The 15,624-nt window shown below is 36.7% G+C and carries 15 protein-coding genes; all 15 read right to left on the bottom strand.

The genetic code is table 11. The features are described from left to right. Window positions 1-52: 52 nt before the first annotated feature. Window positions 53-595, bottom strand: a complete 543-nt coding sequence (gene cotE, locus AC0IXC_RS13005) for an outer spore coat protein CotE (protein WP_002014610.1) — start codon at window positions 593-595, stop codon at window positions 53-55. Window positions 596-723: 128 nt separating this feature from the next. After that, window positions 724-1,155 carry a YlbF/YmcA family competence regulator gene (locus AC0IXC_RS13000; protein WP_002033698.1) on the bottom strand — a complete coding sequence of 144 codons (432 nt, stop codon included), beginning with the start codon at window positions 1,153-1,155 and terminating at the stop codon, window positions 724-726. Between the two features lie 3 nt (window positions 1,156-1,158). Further along, window positions 1,159-2,688, bottom strand: coding sequence for a tRNA (N6-isopentenyl adenosine(37)-C2)-methylthiotransferase MiaB (miaB, locus tag AC0IXC_RS12995; RefSeq protein ID WP_002014605.1), 1,530 nt, complete (start codon window positions 2,686-2,688; stop codon window positions 1,159-1,161). A 432-nt stretch (window positions 2,689-3,120) separates the two neighbouring features. Beyond that, window positions 3,121-3,987, bottom strand: a complete 867-nt coding sequence (locus AC0IXC_RS12990; RefSeq protein WP_002088040.1) for a 2-oxoacid:ferredoxin oxidoreductase subunit beta — start codon at window positions 3,985-3,987, stop codon at window positions 3,121-3,123. Continuing rightward, on the bottom strand, window positions 3,974-5,731 hold the full coding sequence (locus AC0IXC_RS12985; protein ID WP_002014603.1) for a 2-oxoacid:acceptor oxidoreductase subunit alpha: 1,758 nt from the start codon (window positions 5,729-5,731) through the stop codon (window positions 3,974-3,976). Before AC0IXC_RS12985 ends, AC0IXC_RS12990 begins: the two co-directional genes overlap by 14 nt. A gap of 227 nt (window positions 5,732-5,958) precedes the next feature. Beyond that, entirely contained in the window at window positions 5,959-6,882 is a 924-nt protein-coding gene (locus AC0IXC_RS12980; protein ID WP_012261534.1) for a dipeptidase, read from the bottom strand. Between the two features lie 59 nt (window positions 6,883-6,941). After that, a complete protein-coding gene (gene spoVS / locus AC0IXC_RS12975; RefSeq protein WP_000404341.1) occupies window positions 6,942-7,202 on the bottom strand; it encodes a stage V sporulation protein SpoVS in 261 nt (86 codons plus the stop codon). A gap of 149 nt (window positions 7,203-7,351) precedes the next feature. Further along, on the bottom strand, window positions 7,352-8,146 hold the full coding sequence (locus AC0IXC_RS12970) for a TIGR00282 family metallophosphoesterase (protein WP_002014601.1): 795 nt from the start codon (window positions 8,144-8,146) through the stop codon (window positions 7,352-7,354). Between the two features lie 179 nt (window positions 8,147-8,325). Beyond that, window positions 8,326-9,891 (bottom strand): ribonuclease Y, encoded by a 1,566-nt coding sequence (gene rny / locus AC0IXC_RS12965; RefSeq protein ID WP_002014600.1) that lies wholly within the window; start codon window positions 9,889-9,891, stop codon window positions 8,326-8,328. Window positions 9,892-10,374: 483 nt separating this feature from the next. Beyond that, entirely contained in the window at window positions 10,375-11,406 is a 1,032-nt protein-coding gene (gene recA / locus AC0IXC_RS12960; protein WP_002014599.1) for a recombinase RecA, read from the bottom strand. 143 nt (window positions 11,407-11,549) lie between these two features. Beyond that, window positions 11,550-12,788 (bottom strand): competence/damage-inducible protein A, encoded by a 1,239-nt coding sequence (locus AC0IXC_RS12955; RefSeq protein ID WP_471652929.1) that lies wholly within the window; start codon window positions 12,786-12,788, stop codon window positions 11,550-11,552. A 20-nt stretch (window positions 12,789-12,808) separates the two neighbouring features. After that, window positions 12,809-13,387, bottom strand: a complete 579-nt coding sequence (gene pgsA, locus AC0IXC_RS12950; protein ID WP_002014596.1) for a CDP-diacylglycerol--glycerol-3-phosphate 3-phosphatidyltransferase — start codon at window positions 13,385-13,387, stop codon at window positions 12,809-12,811. Between the two features lie 63 nt (window positions 13,388-13,450). Continuing rightward, on the bottom strand, window positions 13,451-14,377 hold the full coding sequence (locus tag AC0IXC_RS12945; RefSeq protein WP_002165210.1) for a helix-turn-helix domain-containing protein: 927 nt from the start codon (window positions 14,375-14,377) through the stop codon (window positions 13,451-13,453). 21 nt (window positions 14,378-14,398) lie between these two features. Beyond that, complete coding sequence (locus tag AC0IXC_RS12940) at window positions 14,399-15,184, bottom strand: DUF3388 domain-containing protein (RefSeq protein WP_000574107.1); 786 nt, start codon at window positions 15,182-15,184, stop codon at window positions 14,399-14,401. Window positions 15,185-15,323: 139 nt separating this feature from the next. Then, window positions 15,324-15,572: a DUF3243 domain-containing protein gene (locus AC0IXC_RS12935; protein WP_000114449.1), complete on the bottom strand. Its 249-nt coding sequence runs from the start codon at window positions 15,570-15,572 to the stop codon at window positions 15,324-15,326. Between the last annotated feature and the right edge of the window lie 52 nt (window positions 15,573-15,624).

The raw sequence follows: 15,624 nt of genomic DNA, 5'->3' as shown, positions 1-15,624 counted from the left end.
GAACCACTTATGTACTGTAAAAAGCTAGGAAGAACTTCTCCCTAGCTTTCTCTTACTCTTCTTCTGCATCGACGATAAAGTTCGGATCTAATTCTTCAAACTCATCATCATCGACTTGGAAATCCTCGTCTGATTCTACGCAACCTTCAGGATTTACACTTACACAAATTTTCGTTTCCCCAACTACTTCTGTTACAAATTCACGTTCTACCGTCACAACAATTTTATTACCATTTGGCGATACAAGAGCTTCTAAACAATTTGGCGGCTGAATTACACGAGCGATAATTTCTAAATCGTCACCAGAGAAGTTTTTATCACGATACCCAATACTTACTTCATCATTGTAGTTAACACGTTCTGTTACAACTTCAGTCTTTGTGTTTCCATCAAATGAATACCAAGTGTTTACATCATAGAAACCTTCAATTTCCACATGTTTTCCATTCTTTCTCGCTTCGTACGAATGGTTAATTACCCAGCACCCTAAAATACTTGTTGGCTCATTATTCGATTCACATGTATGCGTTGACTTTGTATACTTACGTCCTTTTCCAACCACTGCTTTTGTAATAATCTCTCTAAATTCGGACATTCGTAACCCTCCTCAATCACTATTCACTTAATCATATGCGTGACAATAGCGGAATGTGTCATTCTTTTTTTTGAGAAGAATTTCCGATATAACCCACTAAAAAAAAGAGATGTCAATAAGACATCTCTTTAACAACCACAATTTCCTTTTTTACTTTCTACTGCTGCACCAGTTTCACCCTTCAACACATCGCCGCCAGTTGAAACTAATATTTCATCTGTTACATTGTTAGAAATGGTACTAGCAACTAGCTGTAGTAAGTCATTTACATACGTTTGTGAAGATTTAAACTCCTGTACAACTGGGATATTATCTAACTTATCTTGAAGTGCATCAATTTCAGCTTCTACTTTTTTCAAAGCTTCCCATTTCCCATAATGTTGCAAGTTTACTGCTTGCTTTTGCAAAGCTTTTATTTCATCAATTGCTCGCTTTACATTTTCATTTTTATGAATTTGTGCTTCTGCTCGCTTAAAGAAATCGACTTCTTCTGTTTCAGAGATCATTTTCGCTAATTCTTTCGCTTGCTCAACAATTTCATCTTTCGTATATACTTTCATCTATTATTTCACCTCAATCGGCTCCTTAACCAATTCCCCGTTAAGAGACCAAGTTTTTGCTTCCGTTATTTTTACTTTCACAAGCTGACCAATTAAAGATTTTGAAGCAACAAAGTTTACAAGTTTATTCGTACGTGTATATCCCGCAAGTACTTCAGGATTATTCTTACTTTCTCCCTCAACTAATACTTCTACAATTTGACCTATATAACGCTTATTCTTATTAACTGCATATTCATTCACTAGTGTATTTAAGCGTTGCAATCGCTCTTTCTTCACTTCCATCGGAACATTATCTTGCATTTTTGCAGCTGGTGTACCTTCACGCGGAGAATAAATAAATGTAAATGCCGTATCAAATCCTACTTCACGATATAACGACATCGTCTCTTCAAACTGCTCATCCGTTTCATTTGGGAAACCAACGATAATATCAGTCGTTAGCACTGCATTCGGAATGGTTTCTTTAATTTTTCGTACAAGCTCTAAATAGTGTTCTCGCGAATATTTACGCGCCATAATTTTAAGCATATCTGTACTACCAGATTGAACCGGTAAGTGGATATGTTCTACTAGGTTACCACCTTTTCCAAGAACATCAATTAAATGATCATCAAAATCACGTGGATGACTCGTTGTAAAACGAATACGCGCGATATCGATTTTACGAAGTTCATCCATTAAATCGCCAAGACCATATTGTATATCTTCAAAGTCTTTACCGTATGCGTTTACGTTTTGTCCAAGTAACGTAATTTCTCTATAACCGTTCGCAGCTAGATGGCGAATTTCTTTAATAATATCTTCTGGACGTCTGCTACGCTCTTTTCCGCGTGTATACGGTACAATACAATATGTACAAAACTTATCACAGCCATACATAATATTTACCCAAGCTTTAATATCACCACGACGTACTTTCGGAAGGTTTTCAATTACATCCCCTTCTTTTGACCAAACTTCAACTACCGTCTCTTTTGAGAACATTGCGTCCTTTAAGATATACGGTAATCTATGAATATTGTGTGTACCAAACACCATATCTACATGCTGATTTTTTTGCATAATTTTATTTACAACAGATTCCTCTTGAGACATACAACCACATACACCAATTATAAGATCCGGATTTCTTCGCTTTAATGATTTTAAATGACCAAGTTCACCGAACACTTTATTTTCAGCATTTTCACGAATTGCACAAGTATTTAATAAAATCACATCTGCCTCTTCAGTTGAAAAGGTTGGCTCATATCCCAGTGTTGTAAAAATCCCAGCCATTACTTCTGTATCATGCTCATTCATTTGACAGCCATATGTACGAATGTAAAACTTTCTTCCTGCGCCAAAATCGCGAAACTCTTTAGGTAGGCCAAAATCTCTTTCAATTTTAACTTCTTCTTTCCCACGCTTTTTCGCCAATTTCAAGGAAGGTGGTTGGTATACACTTTCAAAGTATTTACTATAATCTTTCTCTTCTTTTTTCGTAGAGGAATTTGCTTGTCGACTTGCTAATCGTTGTTGCTCGTTCATCGGTAATCTCCTTTCACCCTTAACTATACACACACTCTGTAGTCCATTTTAATGCGCTTAGACCCATCTCAATGATGTTAGATAGCATGAGAGATAACTTGCCCTTTGAAACTTGAGTAATCGATCTAATCATCCGTAAGAATGAAGTCTTCCCCACACAAATAGACATTCCCTTTTTTTATTTCATCTTGTCCTACCCAAAAGTATATTGCTTTATCCCTATACACATTATCATAGTATAGAGCCTTTAGCCAACTTTAACGAAGAAGGCTTCTTATCCTATATTTCATTTCACAGTTATTGAACATGCTATTTTTATACAACGATTTATATATTATTTTATCATTCTGAATTTTCTAAGTAAACAAATCTATTAATTATTTTTATTCACTCAAAAAGAAGGTTACCAAGCGGCAACCTTCTCTCCGATTATTACATAAATTCAGCAACAAGCTCATCAAACATTTTCTGATCCATATTCAAATCAGCTTGCACTAAAGGTTTTTCACTATAGTCTTTTACAAGCTCTTGGTAAGAAGGCTGCTTTGTGTTTTGATAAATTAAACCTGTTACTAACCCGTTCTTTTCCATTAATGTTTGCATAGCCATCATGCGGTTAGATGGATCATATCCTTCTACTGTACTTAGTTTCGTTAAATTCTCTTTAAACCAATCATAAGTATTTACTTTATTATAAGTAACACATGGACTAAATACATTAATTAATGAAAAGCCTTTATGGTTAATACCAGCTTCAATAATTTGCGTTAATTCTTTTAAATCACTTGAAAAGCTTTGCGCCACAAATGTCGCACCAGCTGTTAAAGCCATTTCCATAACATTTAGTGATGGTTCAATTGAACCTTGTGGTGTACTTTTCGTTTTAAATCCAGCTTCACTACGTGGTGAAGTTTGCCCTTTTGTTAATCCGTAAATTTGGTTATCCATTACGATGTACGTAATATCAATGTTACGACGAATAGAATGGATTGTATGTCCCATACCAATCGCAAAACCATCACCGTCACCACCGGATGCAATAACTGTTAAATCACGATTTGCCATTTTCACACCTTGTGCAATTGGAAGAGCACGTCCATGAATACTATGCAAACCATATGAATTAATATACCCTGAAATACGACCGGAACAGCCGATACCAGAAATAACAGCTAGCTCATCTGGATTTAAACCAACGTTAGCTGCCGCACGCTGAATCGCAGCCTGCACCGAGAAGTCTCCGCAACCTGGGCACCAGTTTGGTTTTACACTGTTACGAAAGTCCTTAAATGTTGCCATTTAATACAACCCCTTTTTTACATTCGTTGTAAATCTCTTTCGGCAAGAATGGATTTCCATCGTATTTTAAAAGACTAGAAATTTTCTCGCCATTGCCAAGATTCATTTTCATAATGTTAGCAAGCTGACCAGTTGCATTGTTTTCTACTACTACAACACGCTTCGCTTTTTTCACAAGTGGATCGATTTCAGCTGTTGGGAACGGATGAATTAAACGTACATGGGCATGGTTTACTTTCATTCCTTCTTGTTCTAAACGCTGCATTGCCTCTTCGATTGCACCACGAGTTGAGTTAAAGCCTACTAACAATACGTCTGCGTCATCATGCTTAGCATTTTTGTAAATAGGGGTATTAAACTGTAAATTCGCCATTTTACGGAAACGTTTGTCCATTTGATCTTTACGATTTAACGCTGATTCAGATGGTTTACCCGTTTCATCATGTTCTACACCTGTAACATGGTGAATACCATTTTTCATACCAGGTAAAACACGTGGTGAAATTCCATCTTCTGTTACTTCATAACGCTTGAAGTATGCTTTATTTTCACGTTCTGGTAATTCTACTTCTAAATCAAGCTTACCACGACGAATTTCCACTTTATCTAACTTAAGTGGTTCTACTGTTTGCTTTCCTAAAGAAAGCTGTAAATCTGTTAAGAAAATAACAGGCACTTGATATTCTTCTGCTAAGTTAAACGCTTCTACAATATCATAGAAAGCTTCTTCAACTGTACTTGGCGCCATTACGATTTTTGGAATTTCACCATGTGTTCCGTAAATCATAGCCATTAAGTCAGACTGCTCTTGTTTTGTTGGTAAGCCCGTACTTGGACCACCGCGTTGTGTATCAATGATAACTAGCGGTGTTTCAGTAATACCTGCTAAACCAATTGCTTCCATCATTAAAGAAAGACCAGGACCAGCAGATGCTGTTAATGTACGAACACCAGCGTAGTTTGCACCGATCGCCATTGTACAAGCTGCGATTTCATCCTCAGTTTGGATTACTGTTCCGCCGACTTTCGGTAACTTTTTAATTAAATATTCCATAATTTCAGATGCAGGTGTGATTGGATATGCAGACATAAAGCGAGCGCCACCAGTTACCGCACCAAATGCGATTGCGTCGTTTCCAATCATAAACATGCGTTTCTTACCGTCAGCTTTTTCAAGCTGCATCATGTTTACTTTCTCACCAAGCAATTCTTTCATGTATTGAGAGCCGCGTTTAATTGCTTCCATATTCTTTTGAACGACTTGCTCTCCTTTACGACCAAAGATTTCTTCAACAACCTCTAAATAAGCTGTTTCGTCTAATCCTAATACCGCACTAGATGCCCCAACAGCAACCATATTTTTCATTAAAGATGTGCCTAATTCTGAAGCAATATCTGTAAACGGTATCACATATAGATTTACATCTGTATTATCAGGTATTGTCGGATTAAATTTCGCATCCGCAACTACAATTCCGCCCGGACGTAGTTCGTGGAAGTTAAAATCAATTGTTTCTTGATCAAAAGCAATTAAAATATCTAAATCATCTGAGATCGCGCGTACTTCTGTTGTACTTACACGAATTTTATTATTTGTATGGCCGCCTTTAATACGTGATGAGAAGTGGCGGTAACCGTATAGGTAATATCCTAATCGGTTTAATGCAATACAGAAGATTTCCCCTGTACTTTCAATTCCTTCACCTTGTTGGCCTCCAACTTTCCATGAAAGTTGACTAATCATCTCCTACACCCCTTTTGGCTGCATTCATTGTAGTGTATTTTTTTACAGTATTAGTTTAGCATTTTTTATGCAAATAAACTACAATGGACGCAAATTATGCCTCTTCTGTTTTCCCTGAATCTTTAGTATAATGCTATTTCGTTTACCATTCTAGTATTAGGTCTTAAAAAAATCAATAAATTCAAGTGAATTTATTTTAATTCTTCTGAATTTTTAAAACATATTCTTTAGAACGTTATACAGTCAACAAAATTTTTATACAAAAATCGCTCTACAGTTGATTCATTATACTTTTTACACAGTTGATTAATTATATTTTCATAATCCCTATATACTTCTACACCTACAACAGTTTCTAAAATCCCATCAAAATCAGAACCGAATCCTATATTTTTTTCTCCACCTAATGAACAAATATATTCCACATGCCTTAATATATCTGCTATATTCGCTTGTCTTTCATTCGTTAAAAACTGCGGTACGAAAGTAATACCAATAATGCTATTTTTCTTTATAAGGGCTCTTATTTGTTCATCGGTTAAATTGCGTGGATGCCCACAAAGTTGATAACAGTTTGAATGAGATGCAATTGGGTTTTTAGCAATTTCAATAACATCCCAAAAGCTTCTTTCATTTAAGTGAGACACATCGGTCCATAAATGTAACGTATTAAGTTCTTGTACAACTTGTCTACCAAATGTAGTTAAACCTGCTCCACGTGCCTCTAGCGCTCCATCAGCTAACAGATTGGCATAGTTCCATGTCAATCCAAAGGAACGTACACCTAAGCGATAAAACAAACGTAATTTCATCTCTTCTTTTCCAATTGCTTCGCATCCTTCTAATGTTAATAATGCTCCAATCTCGTCCTGTTTTAGCATGTTAATATCGTTTTTTGTCTGAATAAACTTCATTCCTGGTAGCGATAGAATTTCATTATGAAAAATATCTATCATTTGCAGCGCAACTTCAAAACGCTTTTCATACGCTACTGTTTCTGGTATATATATAGCAAAGCATTGTATACTTCCTTTTCTTTTCATTAATTGTTCAAATGTAATATGTAATTGTGAATCGTTTTGAAAGTCTTTTTTTCCCTTTGCACTCCATAACTGAAAGAGTACATCGCAATGTGCATCAAAAATTTTCATTTTCATTCCTCCATTACAAAAACAACCTGTTTGCATACATGCAAACAGGTTGTTTCAACTTAACGAGGTTCTACAATTAATTTTATCGCTGTACGCTCTTCACCATCAATCATAATATCTGTAAACGCTGGGATACAAATCAAGTCCAAACCGCTAGGCGCTACAAATCCTCTTGCAATTGCTACTGCCTTTACCGCTTGGTTCAATGCACCTGCACCAATAGCTTGAATTTCTGCTGTTCCGCGTTCGCGAATAACACCTGCAAGTGCACCAGCTACAGAATTAGGGACCGACGTTGCTTTAACTTTTAATATTTCCATTCCGCGTTTCCTCCTCGTTTCTATAAAAAGTAATAGCAATTATTTCACTTTAACTTATATTCACGAGGAATGGCACGTATTCCTGCTAAATTTCTGTAATTTTTCTAAAAAATTAAAATATAACGAATTCTCTAACTTTTCGTTAAAAATCAGTCAAAAAATGGCTGGTCATCATTAATTAAAATGCGCTCAATTTTCTTTGCTTTCCCTGTATTAGGATCCACATCAATTAACACTGCACTTAATTGTGTTCTACCATTCGTCACTTCAAAACGCACTGGTAAGTTCGTTAAAAACTTCTTCAATACCGCTTCGCGATCCATACCTAAAATCCCATCATATGGGCCTGTCATACCAACATCTGTAATATAAGCTGTTCCGCTTGGTAAAATACGATTATCAGCTGTAGGAACGTGTGTATGTGTACCTACTACCGCTGTAGCACGACCGTCTACATACCAACCTAACGCCTGCTTCTCACTTGTTGTTTCAGCATGAAAATCAACAAAGATAATGTTTGTACGTTTTTTTGCAATACTGATTAACTCATCCACTTTACGGAATGGACAATCAATTGGAGGAAGGAAAGTACGTCCTTGTAAGTTAATAACTGCAACTTCTGTTCCATTACAATTTACAAAGATAAGCCCTTTTCCTGGCGTTCCTTCCGGGAAGTTAGCTGGTCTTGCAAGATATTTTGCATCATCGATAAATTCAAATACTTCACGGTTATCCCAAGCGTGGTTTCCAAGCGTAACCGCTTGTGCCCCGCACTCTAAAAAGTTTCGATATATTTTTTCCGTAATTCCACGTCCACCCGCAGCATTTTCTCCATTAATAATTGTTACTGTCGGTGTATATTTCTTCTTTAATGCCGGTACGTACTGTTGAATCATGTCTCTACCAGGAGATCCTACTACATCCCCAACAAATAATATTCTCATATGTCTTACCCTTTCTATGTACTACATTTTTTATTACCATACTATAACCTTAAAGCTATTTCCTTACAACAGTTACAATTTATCTATTATAAGTTTCTTTCACTTGCATACTGCTCATAAATAATTTTCTTTATTTTACCCAATTCCAACACAAAAAAATAAAGTGGTGTTTCACCACTTTATTTTGCGTATTCCACTGCACGTGTTTCACGAATAACAGTTACTTTAATATGTCCTGGATAATCCAGTTCATTTTCAATACGTTTTCGAATATCACGAGCTAAACGATGGGCTTCTAAATCATCAATTGTATCTGGTTTTACCAGAATACGAACTTCACGTCCTGCTTGAATTGCGAAAGATTTTTCTACGCCTTCATAAGACTCTGAAATTTCTTCTAACTTTTCAAGACGACGAATGTAATTCTCAAGCGTTTCACTACGAGCTCCCGGTCTTGCAGCTGATAATGCATCTGCTGCAGCAACTAGAACTGCAATGATAGAAGTTGGTTCTGTGTCACCATGGTGAGATGCGATACTGTTTATTACAACAGGATGCTCTTTATATTTCGTTGCGAGTTCAACACCAATTTCAACGTGGCTACCTTCTACTTCATGATCGATTGCTTTTCCGATATCATGTAATAGACCAGCACGTCTTGCTAGTTTTTCATCCTCACCAAGCTCCGCTGCCATAAGTCCAGTTAAGTATGCAACTTCCATAGAGTGTTTTAAGACGTTTTGTCCGTAACTTGTACGGTATTTTAAACGACCTAAAATTTTAATTAAATCTGGATGTAAGCCATGAACACCCACTTCAAACGTTGTTTGCTCTCCGACTTCACGAATATACTCGTCCACTTCACGTCTTGATTTTTCGACCATCTCTTCAATACGCGCTGGGTGAATACGTCCGTCCTGTACTAGTTTATCAAGAGCGATACGAGCTGTTTCACGACGAATCGGGTCAAATCCAGATAGAATTACAGCTTCTGGTGTATCATCGATAATAAGGTCAATACCTGTTAACGTTTCTAACGTACGAATGTTACGACCTTCACGTCCGATAATACGTCCCTTCATTTCGTCATTTGGAAGATTTACAACCGAAACGGTTGTTTCAGCAACATGATCAGCTGCACATCTTTGCATTGCAAGAGATAAAATCTCTTTTGCCTTCTTATCCGCTTCTTCTTTCGCGCGAACTTCACTTTCTTTTACCATAACGGCAATTTCATGAGAAACTTCACTTTCCACTTTACCAAGAATAATTGCTTTCGCTTGTTCGCGGGTCAGATTGGAAATGCGCTCTAATTCTGTTTGTTGCTTTTGAACTAACTCTCCCACTTTGCTTTCCAACTCTTCAATCTGTTGTTGTTTCGCTACAAGAGATTCCTCTTTCTTTTCTAACTGTCGCTCGCGGTTATCGAGCGTTTCGTCTTTACGATCAAGGTTCTCTTCTTTTTGCATTAAACGATTTTCTTGTTTTTGTAATTCGCTTCTACGGTCACGAATTTCTAATTCAGCTTCTGTACGAAGTGTATGAATTTCATCCTTTGCTTCTAAAAGCGCTTCTTTCTTAAGTGCTTCAGCATCACGATTCGCTTCGTCTAGAATACGTTTTGCTTCATTAGCTGCACCATTAATCTTCGCTTCAGCAATAGACTTTCGAACAAAAAAGCCAACAACTGCACCGACTGTTGCAAGCAAAATGGAGATGAGTATCCAAACTGTACTACTACTCATGATTTCACCTCCCCTTGCTATGAATGAAAAAAGACTGTCGGCATGTACATTGAATTACAACGTACAGCAAAGACCGTCGTCCCGCTTTTTTAAGGGACTTTCTTCATTTCACAATTAAAATGTCATATTATTATTTCGGCAAGATTTAAGTCTTACTCCGAATATTACTTCTCTTCTTGAGAAGAGTATATCGTATATAAGAAAAAATATACATTCTCATTGTATCTATCGCAATTTTCATTGTCAAGCGTTGTCTACTTTTACTTTCTTTACCTTAAGCCCTGAATCTTATATGGATTTAAAAAACAGACAGCATATTATCCTGGAAAACCTTAGAAAATCCCAATTCATTCACTTAAAATATATGAATATTCCCCTTTACACATAGCCTTTTGGATAGAATAAATATTTTATCTCCAGCTATATATAACGCTTTCATAGTGGATTAAAAAATAAAAGACACGGGACCGTGTCTTTTATTTTTTAATCTTGACGAGTTGAATCTTCCGTGTCTTCAACACCAGAGTTTTCACCAATTCCGTGATGTTCACGAACAAAGAAGGCAATTTCTTCTCTTAAATCCGTATTCTCTTTTAAGAATTGCTTCGAATTTTCACGACCTTGTCCTAAGCGTTCTTCATTATAAGAGTACCAAGCACCGCTCTTTTGAACGATATCAAGTTCAGAAGCCATATCTAAGATTTCACCTTCTCTTGAAATACCTTCTCCGTACATAATATCAACTTCAGCAACACGGAATGGCGGTGCTACTTTATTTTTAACTACTTTTACTTTCGTTTTATTACCAACAATATCGTTACCTTGCTTTAACTGCTCAGCACGACGTACTTCAAGACGGACAGTTGAATAGAATTTCAACGCACGACCACCTGGAGTTGTTTCTGGGTTCCCGAACATAACCCCAACTTTTTCACGAATTTGGTTGATAAAGATTGCGATTGTTTTTGATTTGTTGATTGCACCTGAAAGTTTACGAAGTGCTTGTGACATTAAACGTGCTTGTAAACCAACGTGAGAGTCACCCATGTCCCCTTCGATCTCAGCTTTCGGTACAAGAGCTGCCACAGAGTCAATTACGATAATATCAACCGCTCCACTTCGTACAAGTGCTTCTGCGATTTCTAGTCCTTGCTCCCCTGTATCAGGCTGTGATAATAGTAATTCATCTATGTTAACACCTAATTTTTGTGCATATACAGGATCCATTGCATGCTCCGCATCAATGAACGCTGCTTGTCCACCTTGACGCTGTACTTCCGCGATTGCGTGTAATGAAACTGTTGTTTTACCTGAACTTTCAGGTCCATAAATTTCAATAACACGGCCACGTGGGTATCCGCCTACCCCTAGTGCCACATCAAGTGCTAAAGAACCACTTGAAATTGTAGAAATTCTACGCTCCGCTTGTTCTCCTAATTTCATAATTGAACCTTTACCGAATTGCTTCTCTATTTGTTTTAACGCCATATCTAATGCCGCTTGACGATCGCTCATTCAAAATTCCTCCTTAACTAAATTGCTAATCTTATTATACCTATTTTCAATTCAATTTGCCAACAAAAATCGAACATTTATTCGATTTTTTTATTTTACATCGAATAAAACTAGGTTTTCCAACAAAAAAAACTAGAAGAAATTTATATCTCTTCTAGCTTTTTAAATAAATGATAAAATCCATATTTTGTAGAGCGTTCTCTAATTTGTTGACGACTTCCACTTAAATTAAGCGAGAAGACTACAGCTGGTTCATCTTTAATTACCAATCCAATAAATACTGTTCCTGGTTCTTTATGCTCTAAAGCATCCGGTCCTGCCACCCCAGTGAAACTAATTCCGATATCTGCTTTTAACAGTTTCTTTACATTTTCAGCAAGATAGCGAGCACACTGTTTACTAACCGCGCCATCAGTACGTAACACTTCTTCAGGTACATGTAAAATTTGTTGCTTCACATCATTTTGATAACAAATGACACCGCCTTTAAATACAGACGAAACACCAGCATTTTCTGTTACTTGATTTCCAAAAAGACCACCTGTTAAACTTTCTGCACACGCTAAAGTTAACCCTTTTTCCTTCAATAGCCTTATTGCCTTGTAATGAAGGAAATCTTGGTCATATCCGTAGAAAAATTCTCCTACTCTTTCTAAAATCAAATCTTCCACATGCTGAATCAGTTTCTCCGCCTCATCAGCATCATGATGTTTGGCAGTTAAACGTAATGTCACTTCTCCATCATTTGCAAGTGGTGCAATGGTTGGGTTCGTTTGTCCATCAATTAAATCTTGAACTTTCACCTCTAATTGAGATTCCCCAATACCAAAAAAACGAAGAACACGAGAATAAATATTTTCCCCCGTTGTAAACTTACATAAAAAAGGCTCTACGTAACTTATATACATCGGCTTCATTTCTTTTGGTGGTCCTGGTAATAAAATATAAACTTTTCCATTCGTATTTAATCCCATACCAGGCGCCATACCGTGATCATTCGCAAATACAGTCGATCCATTTAAAACGAGCGCCTGCTTTTTATTATTCTCCGTAAATTCACGGCCTGTACGCTTAAAATAATCGCTTATCGATGTTAATGCCTTTTCATCATACACAAGCTCTTCATCTAAACTAGACGCTATTGTTTCTTTCGTTAAATCATCTTTTGTCGGTCCTAATCCACCTGTAAAAATGAGCATATCAGCTCGTTCTTCAGCCAATTCAATTGCCTTCTGTAATCGCTTGTTATTATCCCCAACAACAGTATGGTAGTACACGTTAATTCCGATTGAAGCTAACTTTTCAGATAAAAACTGGGCATTTGTATTTGCAATTTGTCCAAGTAATAATTCCGTTCCAACCGCAATAATTTCAGCATTCATCCCAATTCCCCCATAAACTTCTATTTTGAGTTTACAAAAGCATCTTTATTTTTCCAGAAATAATCCCATCCTGAAATAACGGTAAAGAATAATGCAATCCATATGAAAATATCTGCAACTGGAATATGAAGTAGATTTAACGGTACATCATGTAATAAGTATGCTGCAATTGCAATAATTTGTGTCCATGTCTTAATTTTCCCTAGCTGATTTGCTGCAACTACTTCCCCTGTCCCAGCAAGTACAAGGCGTAAACCTGTTACTGCAAACTCACGGCTTATAATTACAATAACGATCCAAGCAGGTACATATTGCATTTCTACCAATGTGATAAGTGCTGCCGAAACAAGTAATTTATCTGCTAACGGGTCAAGGAATTTCCCTAAATTCGTTACAAGATTATACTTTCTTGCATAATGTCCATCAATCCAATCTGTAGCCGAAGCAATAATAAAGATAAGTGCCCCTACTAAATGTTGAATTGGTAACTCTACATCACCAATTATAAATGAGCCCCACTCAAAGGGCGCTAACATAATTACCATAAAAATTGGAATTAAGAAGATTCTAGATATTGTAATTTTATTTGGTAAATTCACAGCTATTCCTCCATCATGTCAAAAACATTTGTTCATTGAAAAAAGTCATCGAAGCGATGACTGTTATTGCGCAGCTTGCCCTATCCCTTGGTTTTTTATCACCAATCTTTGGTGATATTCTTTTGCTGGATCTAATGGGAAAGTAACCACTTGGCCATTCAGTTTAATTTCAACATTCGGTGCACTTCCAATATTAAGCCGCACTTCTTTTACTGTTGATAAATCACGTTTTTCTGTTTGACCACTTTGTACTGTAGTGTTTAGAATTTCGTTACCCGCATCATCTTTAACATCTACATAGCTTGCACCCTTCGCTGAAATTTCCAGTTCTAATGTTTTATTATTATGAATTTCCAAAGTAGATACCTTACCACTCGTTCCAACTACCTTCACTTCTTGTTGTCCAGTTGGTTGCGCTGGTTGCTCTTCTTTCTTTGGTTCTTCTTTCTTTGGTTCTTCTTTTTTTGGTTCTTCTTTTTTTGGTTCTTCCGCTTTCGCTTCATCTTTCTTCGTATCTAACGGAGAATTTTTTGCTTTTTGAACCTCAATTTTCTCACTTTGAGCATTTTGAACTTGCCTATCATCTTTTCCAGTTAACGCTTGAATAACAAACCAGACTACCACTCCAAATGCGATTACTAACAACGCAATCAAAATTTTGGGCATATGATCCGCAATTGGCCATGATGAAGATTTTTGCATTGTTTCTTGTGTTTTTTGTCCAGTTGATACTTGTGGAACTTCACGTTTTTCAGACTGTGGTATCGTACTCTGATATTCCACAAGCAGTTCCTCTCCATTTAATCCAACAGCATCTGCATATTGTTTAATGAATGCACGCGCATAAAAAGCTCCTGGCAACACATCATAATTGCCTTCTTCAATCGCTACTAAATGGCGTTTTTGAATTTTTGTAATCTCATGCAGCTGATCAATAGATAAGCCTTTCGCTTCTCTTGCTTCTGTCAGCTTTTGTCCTAATTCCGTCACTACTAACACCTCAATATTTCTTTAAAAGTCGAACATAGAGAAATTGTTTTGCGTACCTTGCTCAATTTCATCTACTAAATTATATTGAATTTCTTCATCATAATCGTTACGCAATTCGATAATATAATCAAAATCATCCAATGTGTATTCTGACTGACTCACAAACACATCCGGATGTTCCACAACTTTCGTTGCAGGCAATCTCATGATTTCACGAACGAGCTGCCAGTGTCTTTCATTTGCACGCTTTGTCGACACAATTCCATCTAGTATGAAAATATTATCGTCGCTATACTCATCTTCAATCAATTGGCTACGAACAGTTTGCTTAATGAGAGTAGATGATACGAATAACCATCTCTTATTTGCACAAACACTTGCGGCAACAATAGATTCTGTTTTTCCGACACGAGGCATTCCTCGTATCCCAATTAATTTATGACCTTCTTTTTTCATTATCTCCGCCATAAAGTCTACAAGCAATCCTAATTCATCACGCACAAATCGAAATGTTTTCTTATCATCTGCATCTCGTTGTATGTACCTACCATGTCTAACTGCTAGCTTATCTCTAAGCTTTGGCGGACGATATTTCGTTACCGTTATATTATCCATCGTATTTAAAATTGATTCAAGTCTAGAGATTTGCTCTTGATTATCACACATAAGCAAAAGTCCACGTCGTGCATTATCTACACCATTAATTGTGACAATATTGATGCCAAGCATACCGATTAACGAAGAAACGTCACCAAGTAAGCCAGGTCGGTTTTTATGTATTTCATATTCAAAATACCATTCAATCATCCAAGATCACTCCCCTACGCTTACTTTACACCTACGTACTATATTATATGATTTCACCTTAATAGGGAAGCTAAATGTATAATCTATTCCTCCTAATTACTATACAAAAAAAGTAGAGAGGAGAAGCTCCTCTCTACTTTTACTTATGTTGTACAAACTTCACCATTAAATTTGCAATTGTATGTTGCTCTTGTTCATCAGCAACTTTCCAAAGCTCAGACAATAATTTTTCTTGATCGTTGCGCGCTTCTACTTCATTTGCTAAATAATCACCAACACGAAATGCCATATCTGATACGGCACCACCATCAAGCCCTTTTCCCCCCGCTTGTTCTAAACGTTCTCCTAAAAAGCTCTTCCACTGATCAAAATTATCTAACACTGACATGTTTAAGCACCTCACTATTTTAGTAATAGAATCATGCTTAATTTGTACAATT

This window comes from Bacillus sp. AC266 (genome assembly GCF_979253805.1).
The sequence above is the reverse complement of the archived record's forward strand: the minus strand, read 5'-3'. Positions and strand labels throughout refer to the sequence as shown.

Excerpts from the sequence above, each read along its gene's own strand:
- cotE (WP_002014610.1), bottom strand. The coding sequence starts at position 595 with ATGTCCGAATTTAGAGAGATTATTACAAAAGCAGTGGTTGGAAAAGGA.
- AC0IXC_RS13000 (WP_002033698.1), bottom strand. The coding sequence starts at position 1,155 with ATGAAAGTATATACGAAAGATGAAATTGTTGAGCAAGCGAAAGAATTA.
- miaB (WP_002014605.1), bottom strand. The coding sequence starts at position 2,688 with ATGAACGAGCAACAACGATTAGCAAGTCGACAAGCAAATTCCTCTACG.
- AC0IXC_RS12990 (WP_002088040.1), bottom strand. The coding sequence starts at position 3,987 with ATGGCAACATTTAAGGACTTTCGTAACAGTGTAAAACCAAACTGGTGC.
- AC0IXC_RS12985 (WP_002014603.1), bottom strand. The coding sequence starts at position 5,731 with ATGATTAGTCAACTTTCATGGAAAGTTGGAGGCCAACAAGGTGAAGGA.
- AC0IXC_RS12980 (WP_012261534.1), bottom strand. The coding sequence starts at position 6,882 with ATGAAAATTTTTGATGCACATTGCGATGTACTCTTTCAGTTATGGAGT.
- spoVS (WP_000404341.1), bottom strand. The coding sequence starts at position 7,202 with ATGGAAATATTAAAAGTTAAAGCAACGTCGGTCCCTAATTCTGTAGCT.
- AC0IXC_RS12970 (WP_002014601.1), bottom strand. The coding sequence starts at position 8,146 with ATGAGAATATTATTTGTTGGGGATGTAGTAGGATCTCCTGGTAGAGAC.
- rny (WP_002014600.1), bottom strand. The coding sequence starts at position 9,891 with ATGAGTAGTAGTACAGTTTGGATACTCATCTCCATTTTGCTTGCAACA.
- recA (WP_002014599.1), bottom strand. The coding sequence starts at position 11,406 with ATGAGCGATCGTCAAGCGGCATTAGATATGGCGTTAAAACAAATAGAG.
- AC0IXC_RS12955 (WP_471652929.1), bottom strand. The coding sequence starts at position 12,788 with ATGAATGCTGAAATTATTGCGGTTGGAACGGAATTATTACTTGGACAA.
- AC0IXC_RS12940 (WP_000574107.1), bottom strand. The coding sequence starts at position 15,184 with ATGATTGAATGGTATTTTGAATATGAAATACATAAAAACCGACCTGGC.
- AC0IXC_RS12935 (WP_000114449.1), bottom strand. The coding sequence starts at position 15,572 with ATGTCAGTGTTAGATAATTTTGATCAGTGGAAGAGCTTTTTAGGAGAA.